The sequence below is a fragment of the Paenibacillus crassostreae genome (assembly GCF_001857945.1).
GTDB classification, from domain to species: domain Bacteria; phylum Bacillota; class Bacilli; order Paenibacillales; family Paenibacillaceae; genus Paenibacillus_AQ; species Paenibacillus_AQ crassostreae.
In genome coordinates, this window is the sequence record NZ_CP017770.1 from 3,110,322 (window position 1) to 3,128,336 (window position 18,015).

The following is an 18,015-nucleotide window of genomic DNA, read 5'->3' on the forward strand; positions in this document are numbered from 1 at the left end:
CTGTTTGCATAGTTGATAAGGACATTTCTAATATGAAAGGTGACTAAGATGGCGATAGATGATATTAGAGTTAGTGTGATTATGCCAATGTATAATGTTCAGGAGTATATTGCAGAATCTATTGAATCAGTTTTAATGCAGTCGATGGGTGACTTTGAATTAATAATTATTGACGATAATTCTTTAGACCAAAGCTATGAGATTGCATCTGCATATGCAAAACAAGACAAACGGATCATTTTGCTGAAACAGGAAATTGTAAAAGGGCCATCTGCAGCAAGGAATCATGGATTGCAATGGGCTAAAGGGAAATATATTTTCTTTATTGATGCAGATGATTTAATTACCCAAAATGCTTTGGAATTGTTAATGGAGACTGCGGTAAGAGAACAAGCTGATTTGGTCGTCGGACACCATGAGATGTTTAACAGTCAAATGAAAGAACTAGCTTGGATATTTGGTAACTTTCCTCGCTTGAAGGAAAAGGGACATAAGGATATCGTTACCCACCCTGAGTTGTTTCAAATTCCATATTGTTGGGGGAAGCTTTTCAAGAAAGATTTATTGAAGGATAACAGTTTCCCTGAAAATATTAATTTTGGCGAAGACCAAGTGTTTATAACACGGGCTTATTTGAAGGCAGAGAAGATATATTTATTAGATTTAGTGCTGTATCACTACAGAAAAAGAGAAGGACAGATTACACAGCCTACTCACTTTGTGCCAGAGAATTACTTATCAGATATTATTCAGGTGTTTAAATTGGTGGAGAAACAATTCCAGAATTGGGATGGAAATGATCATACCAGGAATGAACTTTATGCATATTATCTTGACAGCTATTTATTTCGAAATTTATTCAGCTTTTTAGCAAACGGCTTGCTTAGTGATCATGTTCCTACGCAATTATCGGTCTTGCGACAATATCAAGAATGGCTTCATTCGATGGAACCGGATATTTTTATTCGTATTAGTGACGGTCTGAAAGATATCAACGTCAGAATCGGAAAAATGAAATCTATTTTTGATGAAGAGGTACAAGAAGTTTGTGAGGGATTGGTTAAGCTTGTTAAAATTAAGATGCCAGACCACAGTAATTGTAATTCTCTTCAAGCGATCTCAAGTGGAATTCCGATAATAACAATACAGACAGTGGCCTATAATGTTGAGAAGTATATAAGGGAATGTGCTGAGAGTGTGTTGAATCAGACGTTTACCAACTTTGAATGGTTAGTCATCGACAATGGCTCTACTGATAAGACTGGAGAAATACTAAAGGAATATGCACTAAAAGATAGCAGAATAAAATTATTTAAAAGTGAAAGAAATAGCATTATAAATAATGAAGATTTGCATCCGGAGTTTGTTGAATCTATCAATAATCTTCAATCAAAATATTGGTGTGTACTGGATAGTGATGATTATCTTCATGTTGATTTTTTAAAAGAACTTTATAGTACTGCAGAAAAATATAATGCCGATATAGCTGTGGCGGGAACTGAAAAGTTTTATGAGGGCGATGTCCAACCGCGAGAGACACGTCGGTGCCCAGATTTATATGCAGAAGATATTAGTCAATTGGGAGATGTGTTTCCTGAAATCTATTTTATGTTCAGCGTTGAATGGGGAAAGTTGGTAAAGGTCTCCTTGTTGATGGAACTATTGGAGTATAGACGGAACCATTCCAAAATGCTGAAGCATGCCGATGATACATTGTTTTCTATGGAAATGTTGAGGTTCACCAATTCTGTAGTAGGAGTTAATAAAACTCTTCACCATTATAGAATTAGACAAAATTCGTATTACCATTCACAAATTGATAAGGATCGTTACCTTGATTATGTTCTGATTTATCAGAACATGAAGGAACTCTTAGAAGGCTGGAATAAACTGAGTGAGAGAAATTTTAATTTTATTGTAGAGAAAATGTTTTTTTCAATACAAGTTTGTTTAGAGATTACATCTAAATCAGAAAGTGTCCACATAGAAGATAAGCTCAAGGGTATAGAGTTGATTTTAACTAATGAGGTTTTAGTTGAAGTGTTTACAGAGAAAAATCTACTCTCTCACTTATTTTCGATAGTAGAAAAGGCGATGGACTTAATAATTGGAAAATATAAAAACGAACCATTACCAATTTTATTAACAAACTATGTGTATAGATTATTTACAGCAATTCAAATGGTTAATTCTAGTGAGGGGAATAAACAAAATGCATTTTTACTATATATGTCATCTATATGTGATAAAAATAATACAACTTGCTTTGGAGTAATGTTCTTATACCCCTTTTTGTCGAGTGTAAGGAATAATTACTTTTTACATCTTGAAAAAAACAATATCCATAGCCAATTCTTGGCATCAAATGCACTCATCCTAAGAGAAATTGTTAATTCCCGGTTCGATAAAGCAATAGAGTTATGCGATGAGAAAGTGGGGAATCCGGATTATGACTTGTTAAAAGAAGAACTCAAACAATTAAGTCCACAGATAGAAATAGAGGTAATAGAAAAGATGAATTCACATATTTCTGAACTTATTGATAACAATAATTATGACGAAGCTATTGATCTTTTATTTAATGTTCTTGAGGTTTGTCCCTTAAATAGGAAAGCTTTACTGTATAAGTTGCAGCTATTAATGGAGAACGATGATTTAATCACAGCAGTTGAAACAGCAGAGGTGTTAAAAGTTTTTTATTCTGACGATTGTGATGTTTTAGTTATAGTGGCTCGCACCTTAGAGGGAGCGGGACTAAAACAACAAGCAAGGGAAATATGGTATGAAGCTTTGGATATCTGTGTTGATAATACAAAAAGAATGGAAATAGCAAGAGAACTTCAGAGTAATATGGGAGATGGTAAACTGTGAAAGTTGTGATTTTAGCTGGTGGATATGGTACTAGAATAAGCGAAGAAAGTCATTTAAAACCAAAACCGATGATTGAAATTGGTGACAAACCAATCTTGTGGCATATTATGAAAAATTATAGTTATTATGGATACAATGATTTTGTGATTTGTTTGGGATATAAAGGCTATATAATAAAAGAGTTTTTTGCTGATTACTATCTTCATGCCTCAGATGTTACCTTCGACTTCGCTAATGAAAATCTTTTTACAATTCATAATAATGTCTCTGAGCCATGGCGTGTAACTCTGGTAGATACAGGACTGGACACTATGACAGGGGGGAGAATTAAAAGAATTAAAAAGTATGTCAGTGACGAACGATTTATGTTGACATATGGTGATGGGGTCTCTGATATTAATATTAGTGATTTGGAGAATTACCATATACAAAAAGGTGGATTTGTTACAATGACAGCTATTCAACCAGGTGGTCGGTTCGGTGTACTAGATATTGAGGAGGGAACGAATCGAGTTGAACGATTTGCAGAAAAATCCAAGGAAGACGGAGGTTGGATTAATGGCGGTTTTATGGTGATTGAACCTGATATCTTTGATTATATTGATGATGACAATACTGTATTTGAAAGTAATACATTAACTAAAGTAGCCAACGAGGGCAAATTGGATGCTTATAAGCATTATGGTTTTTGGCAGTGTATGGATACTCAACGCGACAAAGGTATTTTGGAGAATCTCTGGAGAGCAGGGAATGCCCCATGGAAGATATGGTAATAGTTTGTATCAAATATAATAGAGGTGAAATCTCATGCAAATATCTATGATAACTCAACAAGATATGAAGTTAATATATGACAACTTAACTCCATTTGATAAATCCCAATTGAACGGCAGAACGATATTGGTTACAGGTTTTGCTGGATCATTAGGGTATTCACTGATTCACTTTTTTGCGATATATGGAGAACAACTCGGAATTAAGAAGGTATATGGAATAGATAATTATATGTTCGGACATCCAAGATGGGTTCAACGTATCTTAGGTAATACATTATTTGATCTTCGCGAAATGGATATAGTCACATGTGATCTCAATTTTGCAGAACAAGCAGATCTAATTTTCCATATGGCTTCTCTTGCATCTCCGGTGTTTTACAGGAAACATCCAATTGAAACTATAGATGCAGATGTAGCTGGACTTCGTAGATTATTGGATTATTATAAAAATAAGAAGTTGAAAGGCTTGTTATTCTATTCCAGTAGTGAAGGGTATGGAGATCCTCATCCTTCCCAAATTCCCACACCAGAAAGTTATTGGGGGAACGTCAATACTGTTGGACCTAGAGCATGCTACGATGAGTCTAAGCGTTTTGGGGAAACACTGTGCTATAATTTCGCTCGTGAATTTAATATGCCGATTACAGTGGTACGTCCATTCAACAACTACGGTCCAGGAATGCGAATTAATGACCAAAGGGTTGTAGCTGATTTTGCTAAGGCAGTGATGAATCAGGAAAATATAATCATTTATTCTGATGGTAAACCAACGAGGACATTTGATTATATAGCTGATGCAACAATCGGCTATATTAAATGTGCGCTTTATGGAAGATTTGAGGTATTTAATATTGGTTCTAATTATCCTGAAATTACCATCCTAGAATTAGCACAGTTATATCAAAGTATAGGAAAAAAACAATTCAACTATAATGAAAATATAATATTCAAAGAACATAGTGATAAAGAATATTTGGTTGATAATCCTAATCGACGATGTCCAGATATAACAAAGGCGCAAGAATTGCTTCAATATAAGCCTCAAATCCACATTGAAACAGGAATTGAACGTTATTTAGAATATTTAAAAAACAGTGATAGGGATGAATATGAATGGTAGAGGGAACGTTGCAAGAGTTGCTGACCAGGGAGCAAAATCCGTTGGAATTACTTCTGAAAAAATCGTCTATTATATTGAAGGATAAAGATAAGAAAATTGTGCTTTTCGGTGCAGGTAACGTTGGAAAATTTTATTTACAATGGTTTAGAAAATATGGATTAGACGATAGGTTATATTTTTGTGACAATAACCCTCAAAAGTGGGGAGAGATTTATAATAATATCCCCATCATAAGTCCTAATGAATTAAAAGAAGGGATATCTGAAAGTTATATTATAATTACTTCGTTAGATTATGGGGATGACATTTTCCTTCAGTTAACAAACAACGGACTTGGAGGAAACTTAGTAGATTCATTAGCACATAAGTTAATAAAGGATCTCTTTTCTTTTTCGAATTATGAAGATTATTATAACGTAATTAAGGATAATCTCAGTGGATTCGAGGAAGTGTTCAGGAGTCTTTCTGACTCTTTATCTAAAGAAGTGTTTATGGAAAGACTAAATTACTGTATCACTATGGATCCAAAATATCTTATTCATCTGAAAAGTGATAGTCCTCAATACTTTGAATCTGGGATCATTAGTCTTTCAAAAAATGAAGTGTTTATCGATGGAGGAGCTTTTATTGGTGATACTGCAGAAGAGTTTATTAAACAGACAAAAGGTGAGTTTATAAAAATATACTCATTTGAACCGGAGGAAACTAAACACAAGGAATTCCTAACTAGAACTTCAAATTCAAGTAATGTTGAACTTGTACCTTATGGCCTTTGGAGCTGTAAGGATGAACTTCAATTTGAGGCAAAAGATAGCACGGACAGTGGATTAAGCGAATTTGGGAATGTGAAAGTCCCAGTAATCTCTATTGATGAATTTCTTGATGGAAAACCAACTACTTTTATAAAAATGGATATAGAAGGGTCGGAGTATGAAGCTCTATTAGGAGCAGAAATGACAATAAAGAAATTTAAGCCGAAGCTTGCGATTTGTGTGTATCATAATCTGTTAGATGTTATTGAAATCCCAAAATATCTGAAGAAAATTGTACCTGAGTACAAGTTATATTTTCGACATTATGGGAACGATGGAACCGAGACTATTTGTTATGCAGTAGTAGATTGAGGGGTTGATAAAAAAATGGAAAATGAATTTTCGCTAGATATGTTAGTCAAGGAACCAACTGACGTTAGGCTATTGAAAGAATTAAACACGTTAAGACCAATTGATAAACCAATTATTTTGTTTGGTGCAGGTTCATGGGGTATTTATTATTTAAATACAATCAAAAAATATTTTAGCAAAATTTTATTTTGTGATAATAACCCCGAAAAATGGGGGACTACATTAGAAGGGTTTCCTGTTATCAGTTTTGATGAGTTGAAGAATATCTATAGTAATAGTTTCATAACCATTACATCGTTAGACTTTTATGATCAAATTCTTGAACAATTAGAAGAAAACCATTTGCAAGAACGTATCTTGATATCGTTAGAGGGCTTTATAGATCCAGATTTTAATGATTATTTTAATACCGTAAAGAATAATGAACACCAATTCAAAAAGGCTTATGATATTCTTTCTGATGATAAGTCCAAACAAATTTTTTGTGATAGGATTAATTGTTGTATCACCGCTGATAAGAAATATCTGATTCCATTGCGGAGTACATCGCCCCAGTACTTTGAGTCTGAAATTATTTCACTAACAGATGAGGAAATATTTATCGATGGTGGGGCGTATATAGGAGATACGGTGGAGATCTTTCTAAAACAAACAAATGAGATTTTTAAAAAGATATACTCCTTTGAACCCGAAAAAACAAAGCATGAGGAATTTTTGCGGAAATTCTCGGGGTATCATAATATTGAACTATATCCGCATGGGCTTTGGAGTGAAAGGGGAGTTTTGCGATTTAATGCTGTAGATGACGGTTCCAGCGGGGTAAATAAGGATGGGGATACAGATATCACAGTAGTATCTATTGATGATGTACTTAATGGAAAACCAGTGACGTATATAAAAATGGATATAGAGGGAGCAGAACTCGAGGCACTAAAAGGGGCTCAAAACACTATAAAAAGGCATAAGCCAAAGTTGGCTATATGTATTTATCACAAACCCTTGGATTTAGTGGAAATACCATTGTTTATAAAACAACTTGTTCCTGAATACAAAATCTATATAAGGCATTACAACATCAATATATTCGAAACTGTGTGTTATGCGGTAGTAGAGTAGAATAAGGGAGTGATTGATACATGAATAGATCTCCTCAACGAGTTGCTTTTATTAACGGAGTACCAGTTGGTAAGGGGGGGATAGAAAAAGCAATTATGGATGTCTATAATGGTATAGATCAACAACAACTCCAAATAGATTTTATTGTGAGAAAACCTCAGAAAGGATACTACCATGATGAAATTGAATCTTCTGGTGGTGAAATTATCAATATATTTGAAAATAAGAAGCATAAAGGAAATAAGAAGTGGAACGTACTCATGGACATATATTCTGTATTCAGTTTTTATAAGAATTTGAAATCAAGAAACTGCTATAGGGTTGTTCATATTGCTCACCCTCTATTAGATGGCTTTTTAATAATAGCAGCAAAGCTAGCGGGTGTTCCAGTACGGATAGTACACAGCAATAATACAGGTATTGACGATTACACCAAAACGGGAATTACAACAAAAATTACAAGGAAATTAAGAAGATATGTGTGTAATCGGTTTGCTACCCATATATGGGGATGTTCGGAAGCTGCTTGTGAGTATTTATTTGATAAGAAAATTTTACAGGATCCACGTACAGAAATTGTCCCATATCCTGTTGTTATAAAGGATTTTAAAGATATAAAAATTGATAAAATAGAAGCTAGAGAAAAATTAGGAGTACCAACTTCTACGATTAATTATGTGAATGTTGGCAGATACGCTACCCAAAAAAACCAAATTTTCCTGCTAGATTTTTTTGTTGAAATGTTAAGAATACGAAGCGATCTACACCTTATGTTAACTGGCCCGGGTCCACTCGAAGATCAGATTAGGCAACGTATAAAAGATCTGAATTTAGAAAGTCATGTTACTATGCTGGATAGTGATAGTTATATTCCAGTTGTCTTAAAAGCATCGGATTATTTTTTGCTTCCTTCGATATACGAGGGATTTGGTATCGTATTGATAGAAGCACAGGCTTTAGGGATTCCATGTTTTGTCTCTGATGCATGTCAGCCTGAACCCAATGAAGGGCTAGTGGATTATATACCTCTAAATAAAGGTGCTTTATATTGGGCCGAGTATATAGTTTCTCAGATTGGTTTAATCGATAAAAGAGAAGTGGATTTATCAAATTTATTAAAATATGATGTATCAAATGTAGCGCCACGTATGCAGAGAGTTTATTTAGAGGGTATCAAATATTCAGATGCTTCAACAAACTAAATTGAAAAAGTGTGGTTAATAAAATGAATTATAAGATAACAGTATTTGGACTCGGCTTCGTTGGACTTACTACAGCTCTAGCATTTGCAGAAAAGGGCCATAAAACTTATGGAATTGATGTGAATCAAGATAGATTGAATATGATTAAATCTGGTAAACTTCCTTTTGTTGAGCCAGGACTGGATGATGCGCTTCTTAGACACATTAATAATAATTTTGAAATTACTAATGAGGCAAAAGCTGCTGTAATCGAAAGTGATTTCATATTTTTATGTGTTGGAACACCTGCTGGAGAGAATGGTGAAGCAGATTTAAGGTACATTTATTCAGCGATTGATATGTTCTCTTCTCTATTAAATAATGACAAGTATCGAACGATAGTAATAAAATCAACTATACCGCCTTCCACGACTTCAGAACGGATAATTCCTTACTTAAAGAGTAAAGAGTTAAACCCAGGAGATTTATTCAGTATTGCTAATAATCCTGAATTTTTGCGAGAAGGAAAATGCTGGGATGATATGATCAATGCGGATCGTATTGTTTGTGGAGTTTCCGATTCTCGAGGAGAAGATATGCTACGATCACTATACAGCAGATTTGAAGCACCCTTTTTTGCTGTTTCTTTAAATACCGGTGAATTTATTAAATATTTATCTAATTCACTTCTTGCCACAATGATTAGTTATGCAAATGAAATGTCAAAAATTGCAGATGTTATTGGCGATATTGAGCTTAAGGATGCTTTTGAGATTTTACATCTGGATCGTCGTTGGGGTGGTGCTTCTATGGCTTCTTATGTTTATCCAGGTTGTGGCTATGGTGGATATTGCCTTCCCAAGGATACTCAAGCATTATATGCTAAGTCATTATCTAAAGGATATGAACCTGGGATTCTCAAGAATGTAATTGAAGTAAACAGTGCAATGCCTCAATTTATGGCAGATAAGATTATGTTGAATGCACAAGCTTCTGATAATATAGGAATTTTAGGCTTGTCTTTCAAACCCGGTTCAGATGATGTCAGAGATAGCTCTGCAGCAAAAATAATCAAATTATTATTGGCTTCTGGATATAAAAAAATATATAGCTTTGATCCTATAGCGAATAAAGGTTTTGCAGAAGAGTATGATCTAGACATAACGTATTGTAGTACGAAGGAAAATTTATGTGAAATTGCAGATGTGCTTGTTTTAGTTACAGCATGGGATGAATTTGCCGGCATAAAAACAGAGTACCCCTTGAAAAGAATGATTGATTGTAGATATTACTTGTGAGGTGTTGAATTTTGCCATTATTAAGCATTGTAATACCTGTCTACAATGTAGAAAACTATATCGATGAATGCCTTGAGAGCATACTTAATCAAACCTTCTATGATTGGGAGGTCTGGTTAGTTGACAATGCCTCAACTGACAAAAGTGGAGAAATATGTAATGATTATGCCGGTAGATATACGAATATAAAAGTAATCCATCTCGAAGTAAATTTACTACCAGCAGGAGCAAGGAATGTAGGTTTACAGGCTGCAAAGGGCGAATATGTACACTTTTGTGATAGTGATGATCATTATATAGAAGGTAGCTTCTCGCGAATTGCTACGTTGTTAAAGAGTAATTCACCAACGGTACTTATGGGGAAATTTATATGTGAACCTGAAAAAGGTGCCTATGTAACTACTGATGTTCAACTGGATTGGGAAGTATTCAAACGAAGTGATGCAAACGGTATAGCAGAATATTTTCTTAGATTGCCAAACTTGCTGTGCACTCCTTGGAGAATGATTGTGAAAAGGGAATTTTTAATATCAAATAATCTTACGTTTCCGGAGGGATACCATTCAGAAGATGAGGAATGGGTTCCAAAGGTTATATGTAGTGCTGAAAGTTTTGATTTATTAACGGAACCCTTTTACTGTTATCGGCCTAGAGCGCAAGGGTCTATTACTTCAGTTAAAACTTATCATAATAGCAAGTCACATCTAGTAGTTGCTTTGAATCTACTTCGCTTTTCAGAACAGAATCAATACGAGGACTCTCGAAAGGATCTTATCTACTCAAGGGTTAGATTTCTGATTGGATTATTTTCTACACGCTGTGATACTTTGAATAGAGAACAAATTCTTGAATTAGCTGATATCATGGAACAAAGTTTAAAATCTCTGCCTATAAATAGTGATTTGTTACAACGTAATGGACTTTGGGATTTTATCAATCATTATGGTGCATATGTAGGGATTAGTCTTTATCGAATTTTTGTAATTGAAAATACGATTCAACTAGTTCATGGGCAAGAAAGTAAGGATATATATATATTCCCTACAGGATATAATGGTGAGGCAACCGCACGTATTTTAAGAAATGCAGGTTATAGTGTAAAGGGATTCTTAGATAATAGTGATACAAAAAATGGACACATAATAGAAGGTCTACCTGTATGTCTTCCAAATAGTATGAAAGATAAAAAAATAGAGGATATATTTGTGGTGGTATCTATTCAACAGGAAAGAACAGGTACGATATTAATGAACCAGCTTCGAGATATCGGACTCAACGATAATCAATTTACAAGAAGAATTTATTAAGTCTGTCGCCCTTATATAAAACAAGAATAGATGGGATGAGTAGAGTGAGTAAATCACAGAAGATTAGCGTTATTATGACCACATATAATCGCAGTTACTTTTTGCCACAAGCTATAGAGGGTATACTTTCTCAAACATTCGATGATTTTGAATTCATACTAGTTAATAATGGTTCAACTGATGAAAGTGCTGAGATTTGTCGGAAATATGCTGAAATAGACCATAGGATCAAAATTATAGAAATTTTTGAAAACAAGGGTGCATCTAGTGGTAAAAATAAAGGCATCGCAGCAGCTACTAGTGAATATATAACAATTGTTGATGACGACGACTATTGTGAACCAGGGATGCTTGAGTTTTTATGGAATTTATCTCAAAAGTATTCTGCCGATATATCCATGTGCGGTAGCTGGAATAATATTGAGGGTGAACTAGAACCATACTTTATCTTTGATGAACTTCTTGTTCTTGATCGAGTTGAGGGTCTTAATGAACTTTTATTAAGAGAAAAATATAATGTCGCGCCACCCACAAAATTGTTCAGAAAAATTTTATTTGAGGGAATTCAATTTCAAGATAATGTATTAGTGGATGATATTCATATCATCTATAAAGTATTTGCTAATGCGGACGTTGTGGTTGCCCATGGGAAACCACTTTATATTTTCAGAAAGCATGAAGGCAATATGACAAGTTTTATTCAAACAAACAAAATTCCTCCTGCCCTTTTGAGTGAGTATTTATCAGCTTTTTGTGAACGAACTGAGTATTTATCTAAGAAAGTACCCGATATTGCTCCTAGAGCGAAATACTCTGAGCTGTCATATATGATTTCGATGTGCGATAAGCTTTCCAATTCTACAGAATGTGTAGAATTATTTAATTCTATGAAAATGATATTAAGAAAAAATTATAATGAGCTAATGAGCAGTTTGTTTACAACAGATAGAGAAAAATCAATTCTTAGAGACTTACTGGCATAGTGAATTCCTACGGAAGCTACTCTGAATGGATTGGTAAAATTCGAGGTTTTTATTCGGTATTACAATTGACAATCCTTACCTTAAGGTGATATATTCAGAAAGTAAGCGCTTGCTTAATCCATCTTTAAAAACGAAGGGAATGTTTATTTATGCAAGGTAAAGTGAAATGGTTTAACGCAGAAAAAGGTTATGGTTTCTTGGAAACAACTGAAGGTGGCGATGTATTCGTACATTTCTCCGCAATTCAAACAGACGGTTTCAAATCTTTGGATGAAGGTCAAGAAGTTGAATTCGATGTTGTAGATGGCGCTCGCGGACCGCAAGCAGCTAATGTAGTTAAATTATAATCCATCCGGCAGTGGGCCGACCTATATAATGGTTTGGTGGTAGCAATTATAGTGAATTAACAAGGTTCCTGAAACTCTTCAGGGCCTTTTTTTAATATTCTCTGGTTCGTGAGGCTACGTATTGGTTAAGAATCTGAATACTGGTTATTCGCCAAATAACCTTTTTACTTAGCGTTAACAAATGTGATATAATGGTTATGCAAAGCAAAGGAGGAGTGCCTTATGAATTTCAGTATTCGAGGTCAACAAATTGAAGTGACAGATGCTTTGAGGGAGTATGTTGATAAAAAGTTCAGCAGACTTACGAAGTATTTCGATGCACCCCTTATGTCAGATGGAAATGTTACCTTAGGTGTTACTCGAGGATTACACAGGGTAGAGGTTACCATCCCGTTGCCGGGCGTCTTGCTTCGCGCAGAAGATCGTAGTGATGATATGTATTCATCCATCGACGCTGTCGTGGACAAGCTTGAACGTCAGATTCGCAAGTACAAGACGAAGCTTAACCGTAAGTTCCGTCAAGATGGAAGTCTCAAGACACTATTCAGCGATGTGTCGGGTGCAGCAGGCTCGATTGTAAATGGTGAAATAGAAGATGAGTTGGAAGTCGTACGTACGAAGCGGTTTTTCCTTAAACCCATGGATGTTGAAGAAGCTATTCTTCAAATGAATATGGTAGGCCATAATTTCTTTGTATTCTCAAATATTGATAACCAAGCAGTGAATGTCGTGTACAAGCGTAATGATGGTAAGTATGGTTTAATCGAGCAAGATTAATTAGACTTAATTCAATTCATTTAACAGTTCACAGTCGGAAAAGTTCATCTATTGGTAAATTTTATTAAAAGAGTCCTATCCGTGCAACGGATAGGACTCTTTCTGCGTATATACTATAGATCATGAACAAAGTGAAACAGACTTTTGTGTATTTAGATCTCTTTTAAATGTAAAGAAGAGACAACCTTTGTTGCGGCATTCGTTGCAAACTGATACAATTTATGCAAACCAATCATTTACGGAATCAATTTCATTATTAACCCTTGGAGTGTGTGAAGTTGGTTCTACCATCTGTTTTGAACGAAAGGGGTTAACCATGTTAGGACTTGTAAAGAAAATCTTCGGCGACACCAACGAACGTGATGTCAAACGTCTCATGAAGACGGTCGAACTAATCAACCAAATGGAACCAGAATTTATTGCTCTCTCGGACGAACAATTGAAGGCGAAGACGGATGAATTCCGTGATCGCATTGCCAAAGGTGAAACGATAGACGAGATTCTGCCGGAAGCTTTCGCAACGGTTCGTGAAGCTGCTAAGCGTACACTGAACATGCGCCACTTCGATGTACAATTAATTGGAGGTATGGCACTTCATGAGGGCAGAATATCCGAGATGAAGACCGGTGAAGGTAAGACTCTAGTAGGAACTCTTCCAGTCTATTTGAATGCACTGTTGGGTCAAGGTATTCATGTGGTCACAGTTAATGATTATTTGGCACAACGGGATAGCCAGCAGATGGGACTTATATATGAATTTCTTGGAATGACGGTCGGGGTTAACCTGAACGGCATGGACCATGCGGATAAACAATTGGCTTATGCATGTGATATTACTTATGGTACGAACAATGAGTTCGGATTCGATTATTTGCGTGATAATATGGTGTTATATAAAGAACAAATGGTACAACGTCCATTGTATTTCTGCGTGATTGATGAAGTCGATTCAATCCTTGTAGATGAAGCGCGTACGCCGTTAATTATTTCTGGACAAGCTGAGAAGTCGACGGAGCTGTATTACGCAGCAGATCGCTTTGTGAAGCGCCTTACAGCCGAAGAGGACTTTAACGTTGATATTAAAGTGAAGTCCGTTGCTCTTACAGAAAAAGGGGCAGGCATTGCAGAGAAAGCTTTCGGTATCGAGAATCTATACGATCACGCTAATGTGACGTTGAATCACCATATCGTACAAGCTTTAAAAGCAAATGTGATCATGCGTCTTGATGTGGACTATGTTGTTGCAGAAGAAGAAATCATGATCGTAGATGAATTTACAGGTCGCCTAATGCAGGGGCGTCGTTATAGTGACGGCTTGCATCAAGCCATTGAAGCGAAGGAAGGCCTGGAAGTACAGAACGAGAGCATGACCTTGGCTACAATTACGTTCCAGAACTATTTCCGGATGTATCGTAAGCTTGCAGGGATGACAGGTACGGCGAAGACTGAGGAAGAAGAATTTAAGAAGATTTATGGCTTAGAAGTTCTTCAAGTTCCAACGAATAAACCAAACCAACGTCAAGATATGCCTGATATCGTCTATAAGAGCGAGAAGGGTAAGTTCACAGCTGTAGTTGAGGAAATTGTTGAGAGACATAAGAAGAACCAACCGGTATTGGTCGGTACGATCTCGATCGAGAATTCAGAGCTTGTCTCTGAGATGTTGAAGCGTAAAGGCGTGAAGCATCGCGTTCTTAATGCGAAATACCATGCTGAAGAAGCGGAAATTGTATCACAAGCTGGACAATCAGGTATAGTAACAATCGCTACAAATATGGCTGGACGGGGAACGGACATCATTCTTGGTGATGGTGTGTCAGAAGTCGGTGGACTGCATATTATTGGTACAGAACGTCATGAATCTCGTCGTATTGATAATCAGCTACGTGGACGGGCAGGACGTCAGGGTGACCCTGGATCAACGCAATTCTACTTGTCTTTGGGCGATGAATTAATGAAACGTTTCGGAGCTGATAATGTTCTGAATATGATGGATCGTCTTGGATTCGAAGAAGATCAACCGATTGAGAGCAAGATGATTACGCGCGCAGTTGAATCTGCTCAGAAGCGTGTAGAAGGTAACAACTTCGATGCGCGGAAGAACGTACTACAATATGATGACGTGATGAATCAACAACGAGAGATTATTTATAAGCAACGTCGTGAAATTCTCGAATCAGAGAATATTAAGAACGTTGTTATGGAAATGATCAAGAACGTGATTGATCGTGTGGTTACTGCACATTGTATTGATGACATTCCTGAGAATTGGGAACTACAAGAAGTTGCAGATTACGTAAATAGTAAGCTTCTAGATGAAGGAAGAGTTACACGTGATGATCTATGGGCTAAAGAGATCGAAGACATGGTTGAGTATATCTTCCAACTGGTTGAGACGAAATACAATGATCGTGAAGAGCGTATTGGTTCTGAACTCGTACGTGAATTCGAGAAAGTTATCGTACTTCGCTCTGTAGATAGTAAATGGATGAATCATATTGATGCGATGGATCAGCTCCGTCAAGGGATTCATTTACGCGCTTATGGCGGTACAGATCCGTTACGCGAATATCAATTTGAAGGCTTCGAAATGTTTAATGATATGACTGCTAATATTCAGGAAGAAGTAGCAACATACATTATGAAGGCACAGATTGAAGGTAATCAGGAACGGCAAGCGGTTGTTGATGAGAAGAAAGTATCAACCAATGGTGAACCAGCTGAGAAGAATCCGGTGCACGTGGGTGAGCAAATCGGTCGTAACGATCCATGCCCATGTGGTAGCGGTAAGAAATATAAACAGTGTCATGGTCAATCATCATAAAATGGAATAAGATGTTCAGGAAATAAATGAAGAACAGTACGAGTGCGATGACTCCCTTAATTCTAGGAGGTTCGGATGTGGCGATCATTCTCGGCAAGGGATTGGTTACGCTACTAAAGAGCCTTCTGCTGAATTGAGGGATTTTGTAATCATGAGGTGCTGTTCTATTTAATGAAGAGGTGACGAGAATATTATGATCGATCCAAGTATAAGACATGATCTACGAGAAATGAGCACGAAACTAACCAATCTTAGGGGGTCTCTTTGACTTAGATCTTAAGCAAGAGATGATCGCCAACTACGAAGAGAAGATGTCTGCACCTGATTTCTGGGATGATAGCGAGAAGGCGCAGAGCTTAATTGCTGAACTCAACGGTGTGCGATCTTCCATAGATGAATATGCTAAGCTGCAGAGTGAATTCGATGATATCGAAATGATGGCAGAATTGGTAGCTGAAGAGGAAGAAGAATCCTTATTCACAGAGATTGTGGAGAATACTCGTAATCTACAAAAGAAGTTGGATGATTTCGAACTAGGACTACTATTAAGCGAACCTTATGACAAGATGAATGCTATTTTAGAGCTTCATCCTGGTGCAGGGGGGACGGAGTCGCAGGATTGGGGCGAGATGCTTCTCAGAATGTATACGCGTTGGGCAGATAAGCGTGGGTTCAAAGTAGAGACGATGGACTATCTTGCAGGAGATGAAGCAGGTATTAAGAGTGTGACCTTGTTGATCAAGGGTTATAATGCTTATGGTTATCTAAAAGCAGAGAAGGGTGTTCATCGACTTGTGCGTATATCGCCTTTTGATTCTTCCGGTAGACGCCATACGTCATTCGTCTCCTGTGATGTTGTGCCAGAGATTACTGAGGATGCTGAAGTGGAGATCCGTACAGAAGATCTGAAGATTGATACCTTCCGAGCGACAGGAGCTGGGGGACAGCATATCAATACGACGGATTCAGCTGTACGTATCACACATATTCCAACAGGTGTTGTGGTGGCTAGTCAGGCTGAGCGTTCTCAGATCAAGAACCGTGCTTGGGCAATGACTGCCCTTCGTTCTAAATTGGTAGAGCGTAAGCTTGAAGAACAGCGCAAAGAATTGGCAGAGATTCGTGGGGAACATTCAGATATTGCTTGGGGAAGTCAGATTCGCTCCTATGTGTTCCATCCGTATAGTATGGTGAAAGATCATCGTACATCGGTTGAGACAGGTAATGTCGGTGCTGTGATGGATGGAGATGTTGATATGTTCATCGATGGGTTCCTACGTAGTCAACTGAAAGTAGCAGAAAGTGAATAACGAATTTGAGATTCCTACATGCTAAAACATGTAGGGATTTTTTTGGAATAAATTTTTTTGGAGTAAAAGAGTTTGAGAGGAGAACAACATAGAATGACTGAATTGTCGAGTAAACGTAAATCGAAAGGTTGGATCCCCATGAATGGTCCGGCAAGGCATATATTTGACACGTTGTGCATAGTTATAGGTTCTTTTATCATTGCGGTAGGATTCAATTTATTCTTTCTACCTAATGGGATTGCATCGGGAGGAGTATCTGGACTTTCAGTTCTGGCTGAGGTATGGCTTGGTTGGGAGCCAGCTTTTACGCAATGGGCTTTTAATATACCCTTATTTGGATTAGGTTTTATAATCCTAGGTCGGAATTATGGTATTCGTTCATTACTTGGGAGTGTTATATTGCCACTATTTGTATGGATGTCGAAGGATTGGCCGATTCCAACAGCTAACCCGTTGTTAGGATCTATTTATGGTGGGATCTTTGTTGGTCTTGGGATTGGTCTCGTATTCCGGGGTCGAGGATCTACAGGGGGATTAACAATCCTAGCACAAGTAATCCAGAAGATTAGTGGACTTAGTTTCTCCTTATGTGTGGTGTTAATGGATGCTACAGTTATTATTCTGGCTGCTTTTGTGTTGTCTATGGAGCAGGCGTTATATGCACTTGTAGGTCTGTATGTCACAGGTAAGGTGATAGATGTAGTAGAACTGGGATTTAACTATACTAAGGTCGCTTATATTATTTCTGATTATACAGAGGAGATCACCAAAGCTATTCTTCTGGATCTAGATCGTGGATTAACGAAGCTGAATGCGCAAGGTGGATTTACAGGAGATGATCGCACAGTACTGATGGTGGTTGTGGGGCAGAGTGAAGTGACGCGATTGAAGACGCTGGTTCAAACGGTAGATCGGGATGCTTTTGTAATCATAACGAATGCCCATGAAGTTCTTGGGGAAGGATTCACGCGACAAGTGTAG

Annotated in this window: 14 protein-coding genes; all 14 read left to right on the forward strand. The window is 36.9% G+C overall.

Going from position 1 to position 18,015, the window contains the following annotated elements:
- Positions 1-48: 48 nt before the first annotated feature.
- A complete protein-coding gene (locus tag LPB68_RS14215) occupies positions 49-2,871 on the forward strand; it encodes a glycosyltransferase (RefSeq protein ID WP_068658843.1) in 2,823 nt (940 codons plus the stop codon).
- Positions 2,868-3,644, forward strand: a complete 777-nt coding sequence (gene rfbF / locus LPB68_RS14220) for a glucose-1-phosphate cytidylyltransferase (protein ID WP_068658845.1) — start codon at positions 2,868-2,870, stop codon at positions 3,642-3,644. The genes LPB68_RS14215 and rfbF overlap by 4 nt, the downstream gene beginning before the upstream one ends.
- A gap of 34 nt (positions 3,645-3,678) precedes the next feature.
- Positions 3,679-4,767, forward strand: a complete 1,089-nt coding sequence (locus LPB68_RS14225) for an NAD-dependent epimerase/dehydratase family protein (protein ID WP_068658847.1) — start codon at positions 3,679-3,681, stop codon at positions 4,765-4,767.
- The gene (locus tag LPB68_RS14230; protein WP_068658849.1) at positions 4,761-5,891 is read left to right on the forward strand and encodes an FkbM family methyltransferase; all 1,131 of its coding nucleotides are present in this window, start codon (positions 4,761-4,763) and stop codon (positions 5,889-5,891) included. Before LPB68_RS14225 ends, LPB68_RS14230 begins: the two co-directional genes overlap by 7 nt.
- 15 nt (positions 5,892-5,906) lie before the next feature.
- The gene (locus LPB68_RS14235; protein ID WP_068658851.1) at positions 5,907-7,007 is read left to right on the forward strand and encodes an FkbM family methyltransferase; all 1,101 of its coding nucleotides are present in this window, start codon (positions 5,907-5,909) and stop codon (positions 7,005-7,007) included.
- A gap of 20 nt (positions 7,008-7,027) precedes the next feature.
- A complete protein-coding gene (locus LPB68_RS14240) occupies positions 7,028-8,209 on the forward strand; it encodes a glycosyltransferase (RefSeq protein ID WP_068658852.1) in 1,182 nt (393 codons plus the stop codon).
- 23 nt (positions 8,210-8,232) lie between these two features.
- Positions 8,233-9,486 (forward strand): UDP-glucose dehydrogenase family protein, encoded by a 1,254-nt coding sequence (locus tag LPB68_RS14245; protein ID WP_068658853.1) that lies wholly within the window; start codon positions 8,233-8,235, stop codon positions 9,484-9,486.
- A gap of 11 nt (positions 9,487-9,497) precedes the next feature.
- Entirely contained in the window at positions 9,498-10,793 is a 1,296-nt protein-coding gene (locus tag LPB68_RS14250; protein WP_068658854.1) for a glycosyltransferase family 2 protein, read from the forward strand.
- Positions 10,794-10,837: 44 nt separating this feature from the next.
- Positions 10,838-11,776, forward strand: coding sequence for a glycosyltransferase family 2 protein (locus LPB68_RS14255; protein ID WP_232510236.1), 939 nt, complete (start codon positions 10,838-10,840; stop codon positions 11,774-11,776).
- Positions 11,777-11,925: 149 nt separating this feature from the next.
- Positions 11,926-12,123 (forward strand): cold shock domain-containing protein, encoded by a 198-nt coding sequence (locus LPB68_RS14260; RefSeq protein ID WP_068658857.1) that lies wholly within the window; start codon positions 11,926-11,928, stop codon positions 12,121-12,123.
- 222 nt (positions 12,124-12,345) lie between these two features.
- Positions 12,346-12,900 (forward strand): ribosome hibernation-promoting factor, HPF/YfiA family, encoded by a 555-nt coding sequence (hpf, locus tag LPB68_RS14265; protein WP_068658859.1) that lies wholly within the window; start codon positions 12,346-12,348, stop codon positions 12,898-12,900.
- Positions 12,901-13,216: 316 nt separating this feature from the next.
- Positions 13,217-15,724 (forward strand): preprotein translocase subunit SecA, encoded by a 2,508-nt coding sequence (secA, locus tag LPB68_RS14270; RefSeq protein WP_068658861.1) that lies wholly within the window; start codon positions 13,217-13,219, stop codon positions 15,722-15,724.
- Between the two features lie 193 nt (positions 15,725-15,917).
- A protein-coding gene (gene prfB, locus LPB68_RS14275; protein WP_232510237.1) for a peptide chain release factor 2 occupies positions 15,918-17,034 on the forward strand; the annotation gives its coding sequence in 2 pieces (ribosomal slippage) (positions 15,918-15,989 and positions 15,991-17,034; 1,116 coding nt in all).
- Between the two features lie 93 nt (positions 17,035-17,127).
- Positions 17,128-18,015 carry a YitT family protein gene (locus tag LPB68_RS14280; RefSeq protein ID WP_068658865.1) on the forward strand — a complete coding sequence of 296 codons (888 nt, stop codon included), beginning with the start codon at positions 17,128-17,130 and terminating at the stop codon, positions 18,013-18,015.

Excerpts from the sequence above, each read along its gene's own strand:
- LPB68_RS14230 (WP_068658849.1), top strand. The coding sequence starts at position 4,761 with ATGGTAGAGGGAACGTTGCAAGAGTTGCTGACCAGGGAGCAAAATCCG.
- secA (WP_068658861.1), top strand. The coding sequence starts at position 13,217 with ATGTTAGGACTTGTAAAGAAAATCTTCGGCGACACCAACGAACGTGAT.
- LPB68_RS14215 (WP_068658843.1), top strand. The coding sequence starts at position 49 with ATGGCGATAGATGATATTAGAGTTAGTGTGATTATGCCAATGTATAAT.
- LPB68_RS14280 (WP_068658865.1), top strand. The coding sequence starts at position 17,128 with ATGACTGAATTGTCGAGTAAACGTAAATCGAAAGGTTGGATCCCCATG.
- LPB68_RS14260 (WP_068658857.1), top strand. The coding sequence starts at position 11,926 with ATGCAAGGTAAAGTGAAATGGTTTAACGCAGAAAAAGGTTATGGTTTC.
- LPB68_RS14225 (WP_068658847.1), top strand. The coding sequence starts at position 3,679 with ATGCAAATATCTATGATAACTCAACAAGATATGAAGTTAATATATGAC.
- hpf (WP_068658859.1), top strand. The coding sequence starts at position 12,346 with ATGAATTTCAGTATTCGAGGTCAACAAATTGAAGTGACAGATGCTTTG.
- LPB68_RS14240 (WP_068658852.1), top strand. The coding sequence starts at position 7,028 with ATGAATAGATCTCCTCAACGAGTTGCTTTTATTAACGGAGTACCAGTT.
- LPB68_RS14235 (WP_068658851.1), top strand. The coding sequence starts at position 5,907 with ATGGAAAATGAATTTTCGCTAGATATGTTAGTCAAGGAACCAACTGAC.
- LPB68_RS14245 (WP_068658853.1), top strand. The coding sequence starts at position 8,233 with ATGAATTATAAGATAACAGTATTTGGACTCGGCTTCGTTGGACTTACT.